The sequence below is a fragment of the Streptomyces sp. NPDC039430 genome (assembly GCF_055639435.1).
In genome coordinates this window covers 778,253-793,881 of record NZ_JBVKAK010000001.1, presented here as the reverse complement: position 1 = coordinate 793,881, position 15,629 = coordinate 778,253, and the positions used below count along the sequence as shown (strand labels likewise).

Here is a 15,629-nt window from a genome sequence, read left to right as displayed (position 1 = left end):
CTCAGTCACCCGATCCGATCAGTCCGCCGCGCCGCCGCATCAGCAGCGCCGTGAAGGCCATGGCCAGCGCGAACAGCACGAGCGCGACCACGCACGCGGCGCCGTAGTCGAAGCGCTGGAAGCCCAGGTTGTAGACCAGCTGCGGCAGGGTCAGCGTGGACTTGTCCGGGTACCCGGGCTCGAACTGCTGCCCGGATCCTCCGATGACGCCGGAGGCGACCTTGCCCGCGACCAGCGGCTGCGAGTAGTACTGCATCGCCGAGATGACGCCGGTGACCACGGCGAACATCACGATCGGCGAGATGTTCGGCAGGGTCACGTACCGGAAGCGGTGCCAGGCCGACGCGCCGTCCAGCTCGGCCGCCTCGTACTGCTCCTTCGGTACGTCGAGCAGCGCGGCCATGAAGATCACCATCAGGTCGCCGATGCCCCAGACGGCCAGCAGGGTGAGCGCGGGCTTGGACCAGCCGGGGTCGTTGAACCACCCGGGGGTCGGCAGGCCGAGGTCCCCGAGAATCGTGTTGACCGGCCCCGTACCCGGGTTGAGCAGAAAGACGAACGCGAGCGTCGCGGCGACCGGCGGCGCCAGATACGGCAGATAGAAGAGGGTGCGGAAGATTCCCGTACCCGTCTTGATCTTGGTGATCAGCAGGCCGATGCCGAGTCCGAAGACCACCCGGCACGTCACCATGATCACGACGAGCCAGAGGGTGTTGCGCAGGGACGGCCAGAACATCGGGTAGTCGTCGAAGACGTACGACCAGTTCCCCAGACCGTTCCAGACGGGCGAGTTGAAGCCGTCGTACTTCATGAAGGAGAAGTAGACGGTCGAGATCAGCGGATACGCGAAGAAGACGGTGAAGCCGATCAACCAGGGCGACATGAACGCCGCCGTCCGAAGCGCCGACCTGCGGCGCTTCGAACGGAGCGTGTGCGTGGACATCGGTGGCGTCCCGGCCCGCTACTTGGCCTGCTCGATGTCACGGTCGATCTGCCGGGCGGTCTTCTCCAGACCCGCCTGCAGATCCTTCACCTTGCCCTGCTCGTACTGGTACCCGAAGTCCTGGAGCGTCTGCTGGTACGTCGAGCCGTTGACGGCGGCGGGCGGCGTGCTGGACTTCGGGTGCTGCGCGATGTCGAGGAAGGTCTTGAACCGCGGGTCGAACGTCAGGCCCGGGGACTTCAGCGCCTCCAGCGTCGAGGGCACATTGCGGATGCCGTTGGCGAACTGGACGACCGCCTCGGTGTCGGTCGTCATGTACTTCACCAGCTCCCACGCGGCGTTCTGCTTCTTGCTCTGCGGGGCGATCCCCATGATCGTGCCGGAGAGGAAGCCCTTGCCGTAGCTGTCCGCCTCGTCGTCCGCCACCGGCATCGGCGCGACACCGATCTCGAACGGCACCTTGGCGTCCTCGGCCATGCCGAGCCGCCACTCGCCGTCCAGCTGCATGGCGACCTGGCCGGTGTGGAACGGGTGCTTGGCGCCCCACTCGTCACCGAACGTGGAGCGGAACTTCTCCAGCTTCGGGTAGCCGCCGAGGTCCTCGACCAGCTTCTTCTGGTACGTGAACATCTTGGCGAAGGCCGGGTCCTTGGCGATGCTGGACTTGCCGTCCTGGTCGAAGTACGCGTGGTCCCAGCTCGACATGTAGTGGTCGACGACCGTCTCGTAGCCGTGGTAGGTCGGCATCAGACCGACCTGCTCGTAGCTGTCGCCCTTGGTCTTCGTCAGCTTCTTGGCGACGGCGGCCAGCTCCGACATCGTCTTCGGCGGGGAGGCGATCCCGGCCTTCTCGAAGGCGTCCTTGTTGTAGTAGAGCCCGTACGCGTCGCTGAGCAGCGGCAGCGCGCAGCGCTTGCCCTCGAACTGCGTGTACTCCAGCAGCACCTTGGGGAACGTCTTCTCCAGGTCCAGCTTGGACTTCTGGATGAACGGGTCGAGATCGGCGAAGGCGCCCGACGAGCAGAACTTGCCGACGTTCGAGGTGGTGAAGGAGGACACCACGTCCGGTCCCTTGGAACCGCCCGCGCGCAGCGCCTGGTTGAGCTTGTCGTCGTTGATGTTGCCGACGACGTTCACCGTGATGTTCGGATGGTCCTTCTCGAACCGGTCGATGTTCGCCTGGATGGCCTTCACCTCGGCGGGCGCGCTCCAACCGTGCCAGAAGGTGATGGAGGTCTTGGCGTTCGGATCGTCGGACGCGTCGGCGCCGGACTGTCCGGTACACGAGGTGGCGAGAACGGATATCGCGGCCACCGCGACGGCGGAGACGGCGAGACGACGGTTTCTGAGCATGGCGGTACTCCCGGTGATGGGTACGGGGGTCGGAAGGGAGATACGGAGGGTGCGGGGGCGGCGGAAGGGAACGGGGGGCGGTGAACGGCGGTCGGTCTTCGGCGGGCGGTGAACAGCGGGCGGTGAACAGCGGGCGGCGCTCCGCGGTCGGCGCTCAGCGGGCGGTGTCGAAGACCTCGTCGCGCGTGGTCGACAAGGCGCTCTCCAGCGCGCCGCGCAGGACGGGACGGTGCTGGACCTCACCGATGAGGAGCCGGGGGCGGGACGCGGCCAGTTCGGCCAGCTCCGCCTGGACGAGGGCGCGCAGCGGCTCGCCGCCGGCGGCGGTCACCCCGCCCGCGAGGACGATCAGCTCGGGGTCGAGCACGGCGGTCACCGAAGCGAGACCGGTGGCGAGCCGCTGGGCGTACAGCCGCAGCAGCTCGGCCAGCCGCTCGTCCCGCTCGTGCCCGGCGGCGGCCCGGGTCAGCAGCCCGGCCGCGACCTCGGCGTACGGCGTCTCCGGGGTGTCGATGCCGAGGGATTTCGCGAGCCGCGGCACGGACTGGGCGCCCGCCAGCTCCTGGAAACCACCGCTGTTCGCCCGGACCACCTGGCGTACCAGCGGGGTGCCGGGGACCGGCAGGAAGCCGACCTCGCCGGCGCCGCCGGTGAAGCCGCGGTGCAGCCGCCCGCCGATGAACAGGGCGGCGCCGAGGCCGTCCTCGTTCCACAGCAGGACGAAGTCCTCGTCGCCGCGGGCCACCCCGAGGCGCTGCTCGGCGACCGCCGCGAGGTTCACGTCGTTCTCGTACCCGACGGGCATCGGCAGGGCCGCGGCCAGCTCGTCGAGGAGCGTGGTGGAGTGCCAGCCGGGCAGATGGGACGCGTAGCGCAGCCGGCCGGTGGACGGATCGAACGCGCCGGGCGTACCGATCACCACCCGGCGCACGTCGGCGACGGCGAGACCGGCCGCCTTCACGGCCCCCTCCAGCGCGTCCGTGACCTGACGGACCACACTGTCGGCGCGGCGCCCGGGGGTGGGCAGTTCGAACTCCCCGACGGTCGTTCCGGTGAGGTCGGCGACGGCGGCCAGGATCCGCCGCGGACTCACATCGAGCCCGGCGGCGTACGCGGCGCGCGCGTTGACCGCGTACAGCTGGGCGTTGGGCCCCGGCCGTCCCTCGGTCGTCCCGGTGGCGACGACCAGGCCGGCCGCTTCGAGACGGGCGAGCAGCTGGGAGGCGGTCGGCTTCGAGAGGCCGGTGAGCTTGCCTATCCGGGTCCGCGAGAGCGGGCCGTGGGCCAGCAGCAGATCGAGCGCGGCCCGGTCGTTCATGGCCCGCAGCACACGGGGTGTCCCCGGTGACGGAGTGGGTGATCCGGTCACATCGGTCACGGACTCGACACCTGCCCTTCCCCTGCTCACTCCCGACACTGTTAGGAAAGTTTCCTATCGGGTGGGAGGAAAGTAGGCCGGAAGCCTCGAAGGCGTCAATACTCTCCGGCACAACACACCCCCGCGGCAACCAAAGCGTTACCTGCGGGGGCGGTGGGAAAAGGGCCGTGCTACTTCGCGAGGTTCGCGGGCGGCGTGATCGGGGCCGCGGCCAGGGACTGCGGGGACGTCGGGCTCGCCAGCGCCGAGGGAGCGGAGACCCCGGCCGCGGGGTCCGCCGTCGCCGCGGGGGCCTCCACCGCCGGGAGCAGCCCGCCGACGATCTGGATGCCCGCCTCGTCGAACGCGCGCTTGATCCGCCAGCGCAGCTCGCGCTCCACCCCCAGCGCCTGGCCCGGCATCGTCTTCGCCGAGAGCCGCACCGTCATCGAGTCCAGCAGGACGGCGTCCAGCCCCAGCACCTCGACCGGGCCCCACAGCCGCTCGTTCCACGGGTCGTCCTTGGCCATCTTCTCCGCGACCCCCGCGATGACCGTACGGACGTTCTCCAGGTCCTCCGTCGGCCGCACCATCACATCGACACCCGCCGTCGCCCAGCCCTGGCTGAGGTTGCCGATCCGCTTCACCTCACCGTTGCGCACGTACCAGATCTCGCCGTTGTCGCCCCGCAGCTTGGTGACCCGCAGACCGACCTCGATCACCTCGCCGGACGCCACCCCCGCGTCGATGGTGTCCCCGACGCCGTACTGGTCCTCCAGGATCATGAAGACCCCCGACAGGAAGTCCGTCACAAGATTGCGCGCACCGAACCCCAGGGCCACGCCCGCGACGCCCGCGGAGGCCAGCAGCGGGGCCAGATTGATATTGAGCGCGCCCAGCATCATCAGCGCCGCCGTGCCCAGGATCAGGAACGACGTGACCGAGCGGAGCACCGACCCGATCGCCTCGGAACGCTGCCGGCGCCGCTCCGCGTTCACCAGCAGCCCGCCGAGCGCGCTGCCCTCCACCGCCTGCACACTGCGGTTCATGCGGTCTATCAGCTTGGTCAGCGCCCGGCGGATCACATGGCGCAGCACGAGCGCGATGACCAGGATGAGCACGATCCGCAACCCGGTGCTCAGCCAGATGGCCCAGTTCTCCTGCACCCAGCTCGCGGCGTTGTTGGCGTGGTCCGCGGCCTCGTCGAGCGTGACGGAGTCGGACGACGGGCCGGCGGCCAACGGGGCGGACCAGGACACGGCGGAAACCTCCAGGTGTTGCCGGGGCGGTCCCACCACACTAACGGGGCAGTCCGGCCAGGCCGCCGCTCGAAGCGGCCGGAGAGACGCGCCTCACGTATGCCGCCCACGGCCCGTCCAGGGCCCCCGCGCGGGCCTGTGCGCGGGGCGCGGGGCGTCTTGTGGTCGAAAACACTCATAGCCCGTTACCTGCACGTGGTGGCGTTTCGACCAGGCATGAGGAGAGACTGAGAACAGATCGTCCCGGCGCGAGCCACGTGCCGCCGGCGTACAAGGAGGCATCCGTGCCGCATGTCCTGGTCCTCAACGCGTCGTACGAGCCGCTCGGCGTCGTACCGCTCCGCCGCGCGCTCGTCCTCGTCCTGGAGAACAAGGCACTCTGCCTCGAGGAATCCGGCGCCTTCATGCACAGCGAGACCCGTGTCATCCCGGCCCCCAGCGTCGTACGGCTGAAGCGTTTCGTGCGGGTCCCCTACCGGGGGCCCGTTCCGCTGACCCGCCGGGCCCTCTTCGCCCGTGACGGCGGTCGCTGTATGTACTGCGGTGGCGTCGCAACCAGCGTCGACCACGTCATCCCGCGCAGCCGCGGCGGGCAGCACCGGTGGGACAACGTGGTGGCGGCCTGCCGCCGCTGCAACCACGTCAAGGCGGACCGGCACCTGCGGGAACTGGGCTGGCGCCTCAACCACCAGCCCGCCCCGCCGTCGGGCCTGGCCTGGCGCATCATCGGCACCGGCCACCGCGACCCGCGCTGGATGCCGTACCTCCAGCCGTACGGCGCGGAGGACGCGGTGGCCCGCATCGACGCGCCGCGGGTTTCTTAGGGAAGGCGCGCGTCCGGTGCCGGTGCCTCCGGTGGTCGGTACGGGGTGCGGGCTGGAATGGGATGCCGCGCTGTTCCGGGTGCGCACGACCGCCGGCGAGTGAGCCGAAGGGCGCGCCGCTGTCGAAAGGGAGAGCGCGCGGAGGTTCCCGAGGAACGAGGGAATCGAGCACGGTCGACCGTCGACAGTGGCATAAAGCGCCCGGAGGCGAACCGAGCCCTCCCCTCGAAAAGAGAGGCCGCGCGGCGGTGCGCGAACGTAGGCGCTCAGGTCTGTCCTGAGCACCCCGGCCCGTGCCCGGAGGCGAACCAGCCCTCAAGAAAGGGCCGCCACCGCGTAGACCTCCACCGCGAACAGCGAGTACCCGAACCGCGTCGCCCGTCCCTCCCCCCGCACCCGCACGAACCGCGCGTCCTTCGCGTCCATCCCGAGCGCCTCCCGTCCGCCCCCGCCGTCCGTCACCGTCGCCGCCGTCCGCCAGGTGCGCCCGTCCGCCGAGACCTGGACGCGGTAGCGGGCCGCGTACGCCTCCTGCCAGTGCAGTACCACCTGTCCCACCCTGGCCGGCCGCGCCAGCTCCACCTGCCACCACGCGCCGTCCTCCGCGGGCGAGGACCAGCGGCTGGCCGGATCGCCGTCGGCCGCGGCGGCGGCCGGGAAGTCGGGGGTCTCGTCCCCGGACGACGAGGCCGTGCCCGTACGCGCCAGATCCGGGCCGCCGGTGACGGGCGAGGCACGTACCGTGAGCGTCCGCTCCTCGCCCGCGAAGGCGAGCGGCACCTCGTACCGGCCGGCCGGGGTGCCCTCGGGGACGCTCACCTCGATGGGGACCTTCGTACGGGAGCCGCGCGGCACCGTCGTCTCCTTGGGCACCGTCACCCGAATGCCGGAAGGCGGCCTCGCCGTGAGCGCGCCCCGCACCTCGCCCGGCCGCTGCGCGGCGATACGCGCCTCGACGGTCTTCGGCTCCCCGCCGATCTGGGCGTTCGCCTCGCCGCGCGGCAGGTCGAGGCTGGCCCGCGGCTCGTCGGCGAACCAGGGCACGACATGCCGTATGGACGGCGTGGACCCACTGGGTCCGCCGGGCCCGGCGGCCGCACCGGACCAGGCGATCCGTACCGCGTCGACCCGCTGCCCGGCCAGCCCCTTCGCGTCCGACTCGGTCCAGCCGCTCGTCGAGAGGGGCCCCAGGGCGCGCCAGCCCTGGCCGGGGATCCGGGCCTCGACGGTCGCGCCGGCGCCCGTGCCGGGCTCGGCCATCGTGTTGACCGCCTCCAGGGGCCTGGCCCGCCCCAGCTCGACGGTGTAGGTCCGCGCGTCCTGGGCGACGGCGTCGCCCGTACCACCGGCGGACTCCGTGCGTCCCGCCGCGCGATCCGCTCCCGTCCAGGCCGACGACTCCTTGGCCGCCCGCGCCAGGAACGGCCCCAGCACGCCCTCGCCGACCGTCACCCGGCTCGCCTCCGCGGCCTCGCGCAGCGGCTCCAGCTCCACCGAGGCCCGCCACGCCGCCGCGCCGTCGCCGCGGTCCTGGGCCCGGAGCATGTCGACGGCCAGTTCGCCCGCGGCGCCGTACCGCGCGAGCTGGTCGAGCCAGGGCCGCACCTCGTCGTCCAGCCGTCCGTCGGCGGTCCCCGACAGCCGCCGCGGGGCCTCGCGCATCGCCGAGAACGCGGCCCTCAGCCTGTCCGCCGCGGCGGTCCTGGCCGCCGTGTCCGTGGTCGTACGGGACCGCCAGAACGCGTCCAGCAGCGGCTTCAGATACGCCGACTCCGACGGGCTGAGGATCGACGAGGCGTCATTGCCCGCGAGCACGCCCAGCGCCTCGCGGGCTCCCTCGTCCCCGCCCGCGAGATCGTCGATCGCGGCACGCCAGGACTCCTGCGGCTGGTAGCCACGCGGGTTCCAGGCGTAGTCGGCCGCCGTGAACAGCGGGATACGGGACGCCGACGCCTGCTCCATCGCGTTGGCGAGCAGCCCGACGGAACCGCCCGCCACGGCGGGCTCCCGGCCGGTGTACGGGCCGAGGAAGAGCCGGCCCTGCTCGTAGTCGTTGACCGGATAGTTGTCCATGGTGACCAGCGGGTGCTTGAACGCCGCGCGGGCGCCCATCAGTTCGCGTCCCGTGATCGTGCGCGGCACGACCCCGACGCCCGTCCACGCCACCCGCACCCGCGCGTCGAGCGCGCCGGCCAGCGCCGTGCGGTAGTCCGTGGCGCCGTCCTGGTAGTACTCGGTCGGCATGACCGTGAGCGGTTCCGCGCCGCCGTAGCGGGCCGCCAGATGTCCGGCCACCGCGTTCGCGACCCGGGCCTGTGCCTCGGCCGCGGCGCCCGGTCCCGAGCCGAAGGTCTCCGCGTCCTGGCCGCAGTGCCACTCGCTGTAGCTGACGTCCTGGAACTGGAGCTGGAAGGCGCGCACGCCCAGCGCCCACATCGCGTCGATCTTGCGGATGAGCGCCTTGAGGTCCGCGTCCGAGGTCATGCACATCGACTGGGCGGGGGAGACGGCCCAGGCGAGCGTCACGTGGTTGCGCCGGGCGCGCTCCGCCAGCTCGCGGAACTCCGCGCGCTGCGCCGCCGGATAGGGATCACGCCAGCGCGCCTGGCGGTACGGGTCGTCGCCCGGCGCGTAGAGGTACCGGTTCTGCTTGGTGCGCCCCATGAAGTCGAGCTGCGCCAGCCGCTGCCGGTGGTCCCAGGGCTGCCCGTAGAACCCTTCCGTCGTGCCGCGTAAGGCGGTGCCCGGCCAGTCGCGTACGACCACGCCGGGCACGGCGGGACGGTCCGCCGTCCGGCGCACGATCAACTGACGCAGGGTCTGCGCGGCGTGGAAGAGACCGTCCTCGCCGACGCCGTCCAGAGCGACCGTCGCGCGGCCCGCGACGGTGCCCACGGCGATCCGGTAGCCACCGGACGGCAGGTCGGCGCGTTCGGGCGCGCGGAGGGCGCGCAGCGCGTCCCGCGCGCCGCCGCCCCCGGCGAGCACCACGGGCCCGCGGCCGGCGGGCGGCCCTCCCGAGGGCCCGGCGGACGCGTCGGACGAGGTGGTGCGCACGGTTCGGACACCGGCCGCGCGCAGCAGATCCGCCACTGCCTGTACGGCGTAGGTGTCGGCTTCCGGGCCGGCGACGACGGTCACCTCGTCCCCGAGCGTGACCGCGCTCCCGGCCGCCCTGATCGTCTGGGGCCGCGGCCAGACCGCGGGCACCGCCGTCCCGGCCTCGGGTTCCGGGGTGGCGGCCGCGGGTGATCCGGGGTCCTGAGGGGCGGCGAGCGCGCTCGGCGCGGTGCCGAGGAGTCCGCCGATCACGGCGACCGTGACCGCGGTCGCGGTCCGCTTCCTGCGCCCGAGCTGCATGCCTCGTCCCCTCATGCTCACTGGTTTCGCTTCTTGGCACCGCCCACGTCCCGCCGGAGTCCCGACAAGCGAGCCGTCGAGCGGCATCGAGCCCACCACCCCGTGGTGAAGGTGTCAATGCGCGTGGCCGTTGTGTCGCAAATGCCCGTTTGTGATAGGCAGGACCTTCAACTGCCGCACGGGGAACGGATCGTGACTCGACACACGTTTACGGGGCGTACACGTCTGCGGCTCCGCCCGCTGGGTAGGGCTGCTATGACCTGTTCCCTGTTCCTTGGAGGCGCCGCCATGGCCGCATCCGCACAGCTTCTGCTCTCCGCCCTCTCCAAACAGGCGGAGCCCGCCCCGCTGACCAGCGAGCCCCCGCTCGGCGGCGTCGGCGCGGGACCTCTGACGAGCGAGCCCCCGCTCGCCGACGCGGCACCCCTCACCAGCGAGCCCCCGCTCGCCGGCGCCGCCCCGCTGACCAGCGAGCCGACCGCTCCCGGCACGGCGGGTGGCACGGAGTACCCAGGAGTCTGACCTTCCGAACGGAGTGCGTATGGGTCTGGCCAGGCTCGCCGAGCTGCACGGTGTCGCCACCGCGTACTCACCTTCCCCGGGCGTCACCGTCGCGGTCCCCGACGAGACCGTGGTCTCGGTGCTCGCCGCGCTGGGCGTCGACGCGGCCACGCCCGAGGCCGTGGACGACGCGCTCGGCGACGCCGAGTCCGCCGAGGCGAGGCGGCTGCTGCCCGCGACGCTGGTGCTGTGGACCACCCGGGACGATTCCCCGAGCAGCCCGGACGCCCCGAGCGCCCCGGACGTCCCGAGCGCCCCGGACGCCCCCGGCGTCCTCGGCGAGTCCGCGAGCCCCCTTCAGGACACGGCCCCGCCGCCCCCCGAGCTGCCGCCCGCCCTGACCGCGCTTCCGCACGGCTCGGTGCTCCGGGTGGAGACGGAGGAGGGCGAATCGGTGGAGCTGCCGCACTCCGCCCCCCAGGAGCCCGCCGCCTGGGCGGGGCTCCCGCTCGGGGTGCACCGGCTGGCCGTCGAGGCCCCCGACGGGCGTACGGCCTGGGTGGTGCTGATCGTCGCGCCCGCGCTGGTGCCGCGCCCGCCCGCCCGTACCCACGGCTTCCTGGTGCAGCTCTACTCCCTGCTCTCCGCCCGCTCGTGGGGCATGGGCGACCTGGGCGACCTCGCCGAGCTGGCCGGCTGGTCGGGCCGGACCCTGGGGGCCGGATTCGTCCAGATCAACCCGCTGCACGCCGCCGTACCGGGCGATCCGACCGACCCCTCCCCGTACCGCCCCTCCTCGCGCCGCTTCCCGGACCCGGTGCATCTGCGGATCGAGGACGTCCCGGAGTACGCGTATGTGCGGGGATCCGACCGCGCGCGCCTCGACGCGCTGGTGGAACGGGCCGCGGCCCTGCGGGAGTCCGTCCTCGACAAGACCCCGGGCAAGGGCGCGCTGATCGACCGCGACGCCGTGTGGGCGCTCAAGCGCGCGGCCCTGGACATCCTGGACACGGTCCCGCTCGGCCCCGGGCGGCGCGCCGCCTACTGGGACTTCCTGGCCGCGCAGGGCGGCGCCCTGGAGGACCACGCCACCTGGTCCGCCCTCGCCGAGGTGCACGGCCCGGAGTGGCACGACTGGCCGGAGGCGCTGCGGGATCCGCGCTCCGCCGAGACGGCCGCCGCCCGCCGGGAACTGCTCGACCGGATCGACTACCACTGCCGGCTGGCCTGGCTGACGGACGAGCAGCTGGCGGCCGCCTCCCAGGCCGCGGCGGACGCCGGCATGTCCGTGGGGATCGTCCATGACCTCGCCGTCGGGGTGCACCCGGGCGGCGCCGACGCCTGGGCCCAGCAGGACGCCTTCGCCGCGGGCATCTCGATCGGCGCGCCGCCGGACGCCTTCAACGCGCTCGGCCAGGACTGGGGCCTGCCGCCCTGGCGCCCCGATGTGCTGGCCGCGTCCGGGTACGCCCCGTTCCGCGGACTGCTCCAGGGCCTGCTGCGGCACGCGGGGGCGTTGCGGATCGACCATGTGATGGGGCTGTTCCGGCTCTGGTGGGTGCCCCGGGGCCAGGACCCCACCCGGGGAACGTACGTCCGTTACGACGCGGAGGCGATGCTCGCGGTCCTCGCCCTGGAGGCCCACCGCGCGGGCGCCGTCGTCATAGGGGAGGACCTGGGCACGGTCGAGCCCGGCGTACGCGAGGCGCTCCGGCGGCGCGGGGTGCTCGGCACGTCCGTGCTCTGGTTCGAGCGCGACTGGGAGGGCACGGGACGGCCGCTGCCGCCCGGGAGCTGGCGCGAGGGCTGTGTGGCCACGGTCACCACCCACGATCTGCCGCCCACGGCGGCCCGGCTCACCGGTGAGTACGCGGAGCTGCGCCACCGCCTCGGTCTGCTCACCCGCACGCTGGAGCAGGAGCGGTCGGAGGAGCAGGCGGAGATCGCGGAGTGGCTCGGCGCGCTCGCGCGCCTGGGGCTCCTGCCCGGGGGCGACGGGGACGAGGAGGAGGAGATCCGCGCCTTCTACCGCTTCCTGACGCTCACACCGGCGCGGATGATCGGCGTCTGGCTGCCGGACGCGGTCGGCGACCGCAGGCCGCAGAACCTGCCGGGCACCTGGAGCCAGTACCCGAACTGGCGGCTGCCGGTGGCCGACGCCGGGGGCCGCCCGATGAGCCTGGAGGAACTGGCCGCCTCGCCCCGGCTGCACGGGCTGATGGAGGCCCTGCGCGACCACTGAGCTGTTGTACGGCACCCCGGGCGCGCGGCCCGCGCACGGGTTCGCTACGTTTGCACCGTGGACAAGAAGAACGCTCTGCGCGCCGGCGCCCTGGCGACCGGTACGACGCTGATGATGCTGCTCATGTCGTCCCCGGCGCTCGCGCTGACCCGGGACGACGGCGACGACCCGGGCCCCGGCCTGAGTGTGGGCGAGACCCTCGGCCTGTTCGTGGTCGCCCCGCTGGTGATCTTCGGCATCATCGCCGGTCTGGTGATGGTGCTCGACAAGTCGCGCAAGCAGGCCTGACCCACCGGGACTCTCCGGGCGTCGTCCGGCACCTCGGGTGCCGGGCGGCGCTTCTGCGCGTGGCGCGGCCGGCCGGTCTCCGAAGGGGACGGACGGAGACGGGCGGGCCGGGGAACGGCCCCGCGAGGCCGCCCCGGCCCGCCCGTCTCCGGACAGACAGCTATGCGACGGCAGCCGCCGCGTCCGCCTCCTGCGCCTTCAGCGCGCGCTCGACGCCCGACCTCGACTCCGAGACCAGCCGGTGCAGCGCCGCGTTCGGGCCCGCCGAGGCGAGCCAGGCGTCCGTCGCGTCCAGCGTGGCGCGGGAGACCTGGAGCGCCGGGTACAGACCGACCGCGATCTGCTGGGCCATCTCGTGCGAGCGCGACTCCCAGACCTCGCCGACCACCGCGAAGAACTTCTCCGTGTACGGGGCCAGCAGTTCACGCTGGTCGGTCTGGACGAAGCCGCTGATCACCGCCTCCTGGAGGGCGTTCGGCAGCTTGTCGCTCTCCACCACCGACGCCCATGCCTCCGCCTTCGCCTCGGCCAGCGGACGCGCCGAACGGGCCGCGGCCGCGTGGCGTTCGCCCGCCGCCGTCCGGTCGCGGTCGTACTCCGCCGAGATCTCCTCCTCGTCGTGCAGCCCCACCGCCGCGAGCCGCTGGACGAACGCCCAGCGCAGCTCGGTGTCGACGGCCAGGCCCTCGATCGACTCCGTACCGTCGAGCAGGCCCTGCAGCAGATCCAGCTGCTGCGGCGTACGCGCCGTCGCGGCGAAGGCCCGTGCCCACGCCAGCTGGTGGTCGCTGCCCGGCTCGGCCGCCCGCAGATGCGCCAGCGTGGCGTCCGTCCACCGGGTCAGCCCCGCCTCGCGCCACGCGGGCGCCGCGTACAGGTCCAGCGCCAGCTTCACCTGGCGGTGCAGCGACTGCACCACCCCGATGTCCGACTCCTTCGTGATACCCGAGAGCACCAGCTCCAGATAGTCGCGCGTGGCCAGCTCGCCGTCGCGCGTCATGTCCCAGGCCGACGCCCAGCACAGCGCGCGCGGCAGCGACTCCGCGAAGTCGCCGAGGTGTTCGGTGACGACGCGCAGCGACTCCTCGTCGAGACGGACCTTCGCGTACGACAGGTCGTCGTCGTTGAGCAGGATGACGGCCGGACGCGGCGTGTCCGCCGGGAACGGCACCTCCGTGCGCTCGCCCTCCACGTCCAGCTCGATCCGGCTCGTACGGACCAGCTTGCCGTTCCCGTCGAGGTCGTAGCAGCCGATCGCGATCCGGTGCGGGCGCAGCACCGGCTCGCCCTTGGCCCCGGCCGGCAGCACCGGCGCCTCCTGCCGTACGGCGAGCGAGGTCACATGGCCCGAGGCGTCCAGCTCGATCTCCGGGCGGAGCACATTGATGCCGGCCGTCTCCAGCCACGCCGTCGACCAGGTCTTCAGATCGCGCCCGGAGGTCTCCTCCAGCGCGCCCAGCAGGTCGGACAGCCGGGTGTTCCCGAACGCGTGCGCCTTGAAGTACGCCTGCACGCCGCTGAAGAACTCGTCCTGGCCGACGTACGCGACCAGTTGCTTCAGCACGGACGCGCCCTTGGCGTACGTGATGCCGTCGAAGTTGACCAGCACATCGTCCAGATCACGGATGTCCGCCATGATCGGGTGCGTGGAGGGCAGCTGGTCCTGCCGGTAGGCCCAGGTCTTCATGGAGTTGGCGAACGTGGTCCAGGAGTGCGGCCACTTCGAGCCCGGCGCGTACGCCTGGCAGGCGATCGAGGTGTACGTGGCGAACGACTCGTTCAGCCACAGATCGTTCCACCACTCCATGGTGACCAGATCGCCGAACCACATGTGCGCCAGCTCGTGCAGGATCGTCTCGGCCCGCGTCTCGTACGCCGCGTCCGTCACCTTCGAACGGAAGACGTACTGGTCGCGGATGGTCACCGCGCCCGCGTTCTCCATCGCGCCCGCGTTGAACTCCGGCACGAACAGCTGGTCGTACTTGGCGAAGGGGTAGTCGTAGGCGAACTTCTCCTGGAACCAGTCGAAGCCCTGCCGGGTGACCTCGAAGATCGCGTCCGAGTCCAGATACTCGGCGAGCGAGGGCCGGCAGTAGATGCCCAGCGGCACGGACTGCCCGTCCTTCTCGTACGAGCTGTGCACCGAGTGGTACGGACCCACGATCAGCGCGGTGATGTACGACGAGATGCGCGGCGTCGGCTCGAAGACCCAGGTGTGGTCCCTGGGCTCCGGCGTCGGCGAGTTGGAGACGACGGTCCAGCCCTCGGGCGCCTTCACGGTGAACTGGAAGGTCGCCTTCAGGTCGGGCTGCTCGAAGGAGGCGAACACCCGCCGCGCGTCCGGCACCTCGAACTGCGTGTACAGGTAAGCCTGTTCGTCGACCGGGTCGACGAAGCGGTGCAGCCCCTCGCCGGTGTTGGTGTAGGCGCAGTCCGCGACGACCGTCAGCTCGTTGGGGCCCTCGTGCAGATGCGTCAGCGCGATCCGCGAGTCCCGGAAGACGGCGGCGACGTCCAGGGAGGTGCCGTTCAGCACGACCTCGTGCACCGCGGGCGCCACCAGGTCGATGAAGGTCTCCGCCCCGGCCTCCGCGCTCCGGAAGCGCACCGTGGTCACGGACCGGTAGGTGCCGCCCTCCTGTGCGCCGCTGAGATCGAGATCGATCTCGTACGAGTCCACGGTGAGGAGGCGTGCGCGCAGCTGCGCCTCTTCGCGGGTCAGATTTGTGCCAGGCACCCGGGTCATCTCCTCGGTTCGTGACGTTTGGGCCCATCTTTCCACGCGGACGGGGCTCGACGCCCGGCGGTAACCGCTGTACGCGGCGGGTCAGCGCGAGGTCCGGAAACCGCCGGTCACGGGCGGATGGCCGCGCGACGCTGAACCCATGACGAACCATCTCGCACGCCCCATCACCCCCGCCGCGCTCAAGGAACTGCGCGACACCGACGACTCGGGCCACACCCGTGCCCCGTTCACCGACGACGAGGGCGGCGCGCCGCTGCGCTGCTGTCTGCGGCCGAGCCGGGTCGGTGAGCGGCTGCTGCTCGTCTCGTACGCCCCGCTGCGCCGCTGGGCCGCCGAGAACTGGGCCCAGCCGGGCGCGTACGACGAACAGGGGCCGGTCTTCATCCACGCCGAGGAGTGCGGGGGACCGGCCGAAGGGGGCGGCTACCCGCACACCAGGCCCGGCGCGCTGCGCACCGTGCGGCGCTACAGCTCCGAGGGCCGGATCCTCGGTGGCCGGCTCCTGGAGCTTCCGGAGAACGCCGACGCGGGGTTCGACGAGGCATTCGACACGGCATTCGCCGAAGCCTTCGCCGATCCCGAGGTCGCGCTGGTGCACGTACGCGCGGTGGAGTTCGGCTGCTTCCAGTTCGAGGTGCGCCGCGGCTGACCGGCCGGACCGGTGAAGAGGCGGGGGGGGGGGGGGGAGGGGGGGGGGGGGGGAGGGGGGGGGGGGGGGGGGGGGGGGGGGGGGGAAAGAGGGGCGCGGTGGGCTGG

11 protein-coding genes are annotated in these 15,629 nt (G+C 72.4%); 5 read left to right on the top strand and 6 right to left on the bottom strand.

The window, feature by feature from the left end; translation table 11 throughout:
* Position 1: 1 nt before the first annotated feature.
* The 4 genes from ACZ7LS_RS03380 to ACZ7LS_RS03365 form a co-directional block, all read right to left on the bottom strand.
* Complete coding sequence (locus tag ACZ7LS_RS03380) at positions 2–943, bottom strand: carbohydrate ABC transporter permease (RefSeq protein ID WP_382521620.1); 942 nt, start codon at positions 941–943, stop codon at positions 2–4.
* Between the two features lie 18 nt (positions 944–961).
* Positions 962–2,296 (bottom strand): ABC transporter substrate-binding protein, encoded by a 1,335-nt coding sequence (locus tag ACZ7LS_RS03375; protein ID WP_382521623.1) that lies wholly within the window; start codon positions 2,294–2,296, stop codon positions 962–964.
* Positions 2,297–2,450: 154 nt separating this feature from the next.
* On the bottom strand, positions 2,451–3,614 hold the full coding sequence (locus ACZ7LS_RS03370; RefSeq protein WP_382666586.1) for an ROK family transcriptional regulator: 1,164 nt from the start codon (positions 3,612–3,614) through the stop codon (positions 2,451–2,453).
* Positions 3,615–3,844: 230 nt separating this feature from the next.
* The gene (locus ACZ7LS_RS03365) at positions 3,845–4,912 is read right to left on the bottom strand and encodes a mechanosensitive ion channel family protein (protein WP_382521626.1); all 1,068 of its coding nucleotides are present in this window, start codon (positions 4,910–4,912) and stop codon (positions 3,845–3,847) included.
* 284 nt (positions 4,913–5,196) lie between these two features.
* On the opposite strand from ACZ7LS_RS03365, the gene ACZ7LS_RS03360 reads away from it, so the two are divergent.
* Positions 5,197–5,736 carry an HNH endonuclease gene (locus tag ACZ7LS_RS03360; RefSeq protein ID WP_356508355.1) on the top strand — a complete coding sequence of 180 codons (540 nt, stop codon included), beginning with the start codon at positions 5,197–5,199 and terminating at the stop codon, positions 5,734–5,736.
* Between the two features lie 315 nt (positions 5,737–6,051).
* Here the strand turns inward: ACZ7LS_RS03360 and ACZ7LS_RS03355 are convergent, their stop codons facing one another.
* The gene (locus ACZ7LS_RS03355) at positions 6,052–9,096 is read right to left on the bottom strand and encodes a beta-N-acetylglucosaminidase domain-containing protein (RefSeq protein ID WP_385137250.1); all 3,045 of its coding nucleotides are present in this window, start codon (positions 9,094–9,096) and stop codon (positions 6,052–6,054) included.
* Between the two features lie 288 nt (positions 9,097–9,384).
* Between ACZ7LS_RS03355 and ACZ7LS_RS03350 the strand changes: the two genes are divergently transcribed.
* The 3 genes from ACZ7LS_RS03350 to ACZ7LS_RS03340 are packed head-to-tail and all read left to right on the top strand — an operon-like array spanning position 9,385 to position 12,127.
* Entirely contained in the window at positions 9,385–9,618 is a 234-nt protein-coding gene (locus ACZ7LS_RS03350; RefSeq protein WP_129771146.1) for a hypothetical protein, read from the top strand.
* 19 nt (positions 9,619–9,637) lie between these two features.
* Complete coding sequence (malQ, locus tag ACZ7LS_RS03345) at positions 9,638–11,839, top strand: 4-alpha-glucanotransferase (protein WP_385137248.1); 2,202 nt, start codon at positions 9,638–9,640, stop codon at positions 11,837–11,839.
* A 57-nt stretch (positions 11,840–11,896) separates the two neighbouring features.
* A complete protein-coding gene (locus ACZ7LS_RS03340; RefSeq protein WP_129771144.1) occupies positions 11,897–12,127 on the top strand; it encodes a hypothetical protein in 231 nt (76 codons plus the stop codon).
* Positions 12,128–12,287: 160 nt separating this feature from the next.
* Here ACZ7LS_RS03340 and pepN read toward each other — a convergent pair whose 3' ends face one another.
* The gene (pepN, locus tag ACZ7LS_RS03335; RefSeq protein WP_385137246.1) at positions 12,288–14,864 is read right to left on the bottom strand and encodes an aminopeptidase N; all 2,577 of its coding nucleotides are present in this window, start codon (positions 14,862–14,864) and stop codon (positions 12,288–12,290) included.
* 148 nt (positions 14,865–15,012) lie between these two features.
* On the opposite strand from pepN, the gene ACZ7LS_RS03330 reads away from it, so the two are divergent.
* A complete protein-coding gene (locus ACZ7LS_RS03330) occupies positions 15,013–15,522 on the top strand; it encodes a DUF1203 domain-containing protein (protein ID WP_385137244.1) in 510 nt (169 codons plus the stop codon).
* Positions 15,523–15,629 lie beyond the last annotated feature (107 nt).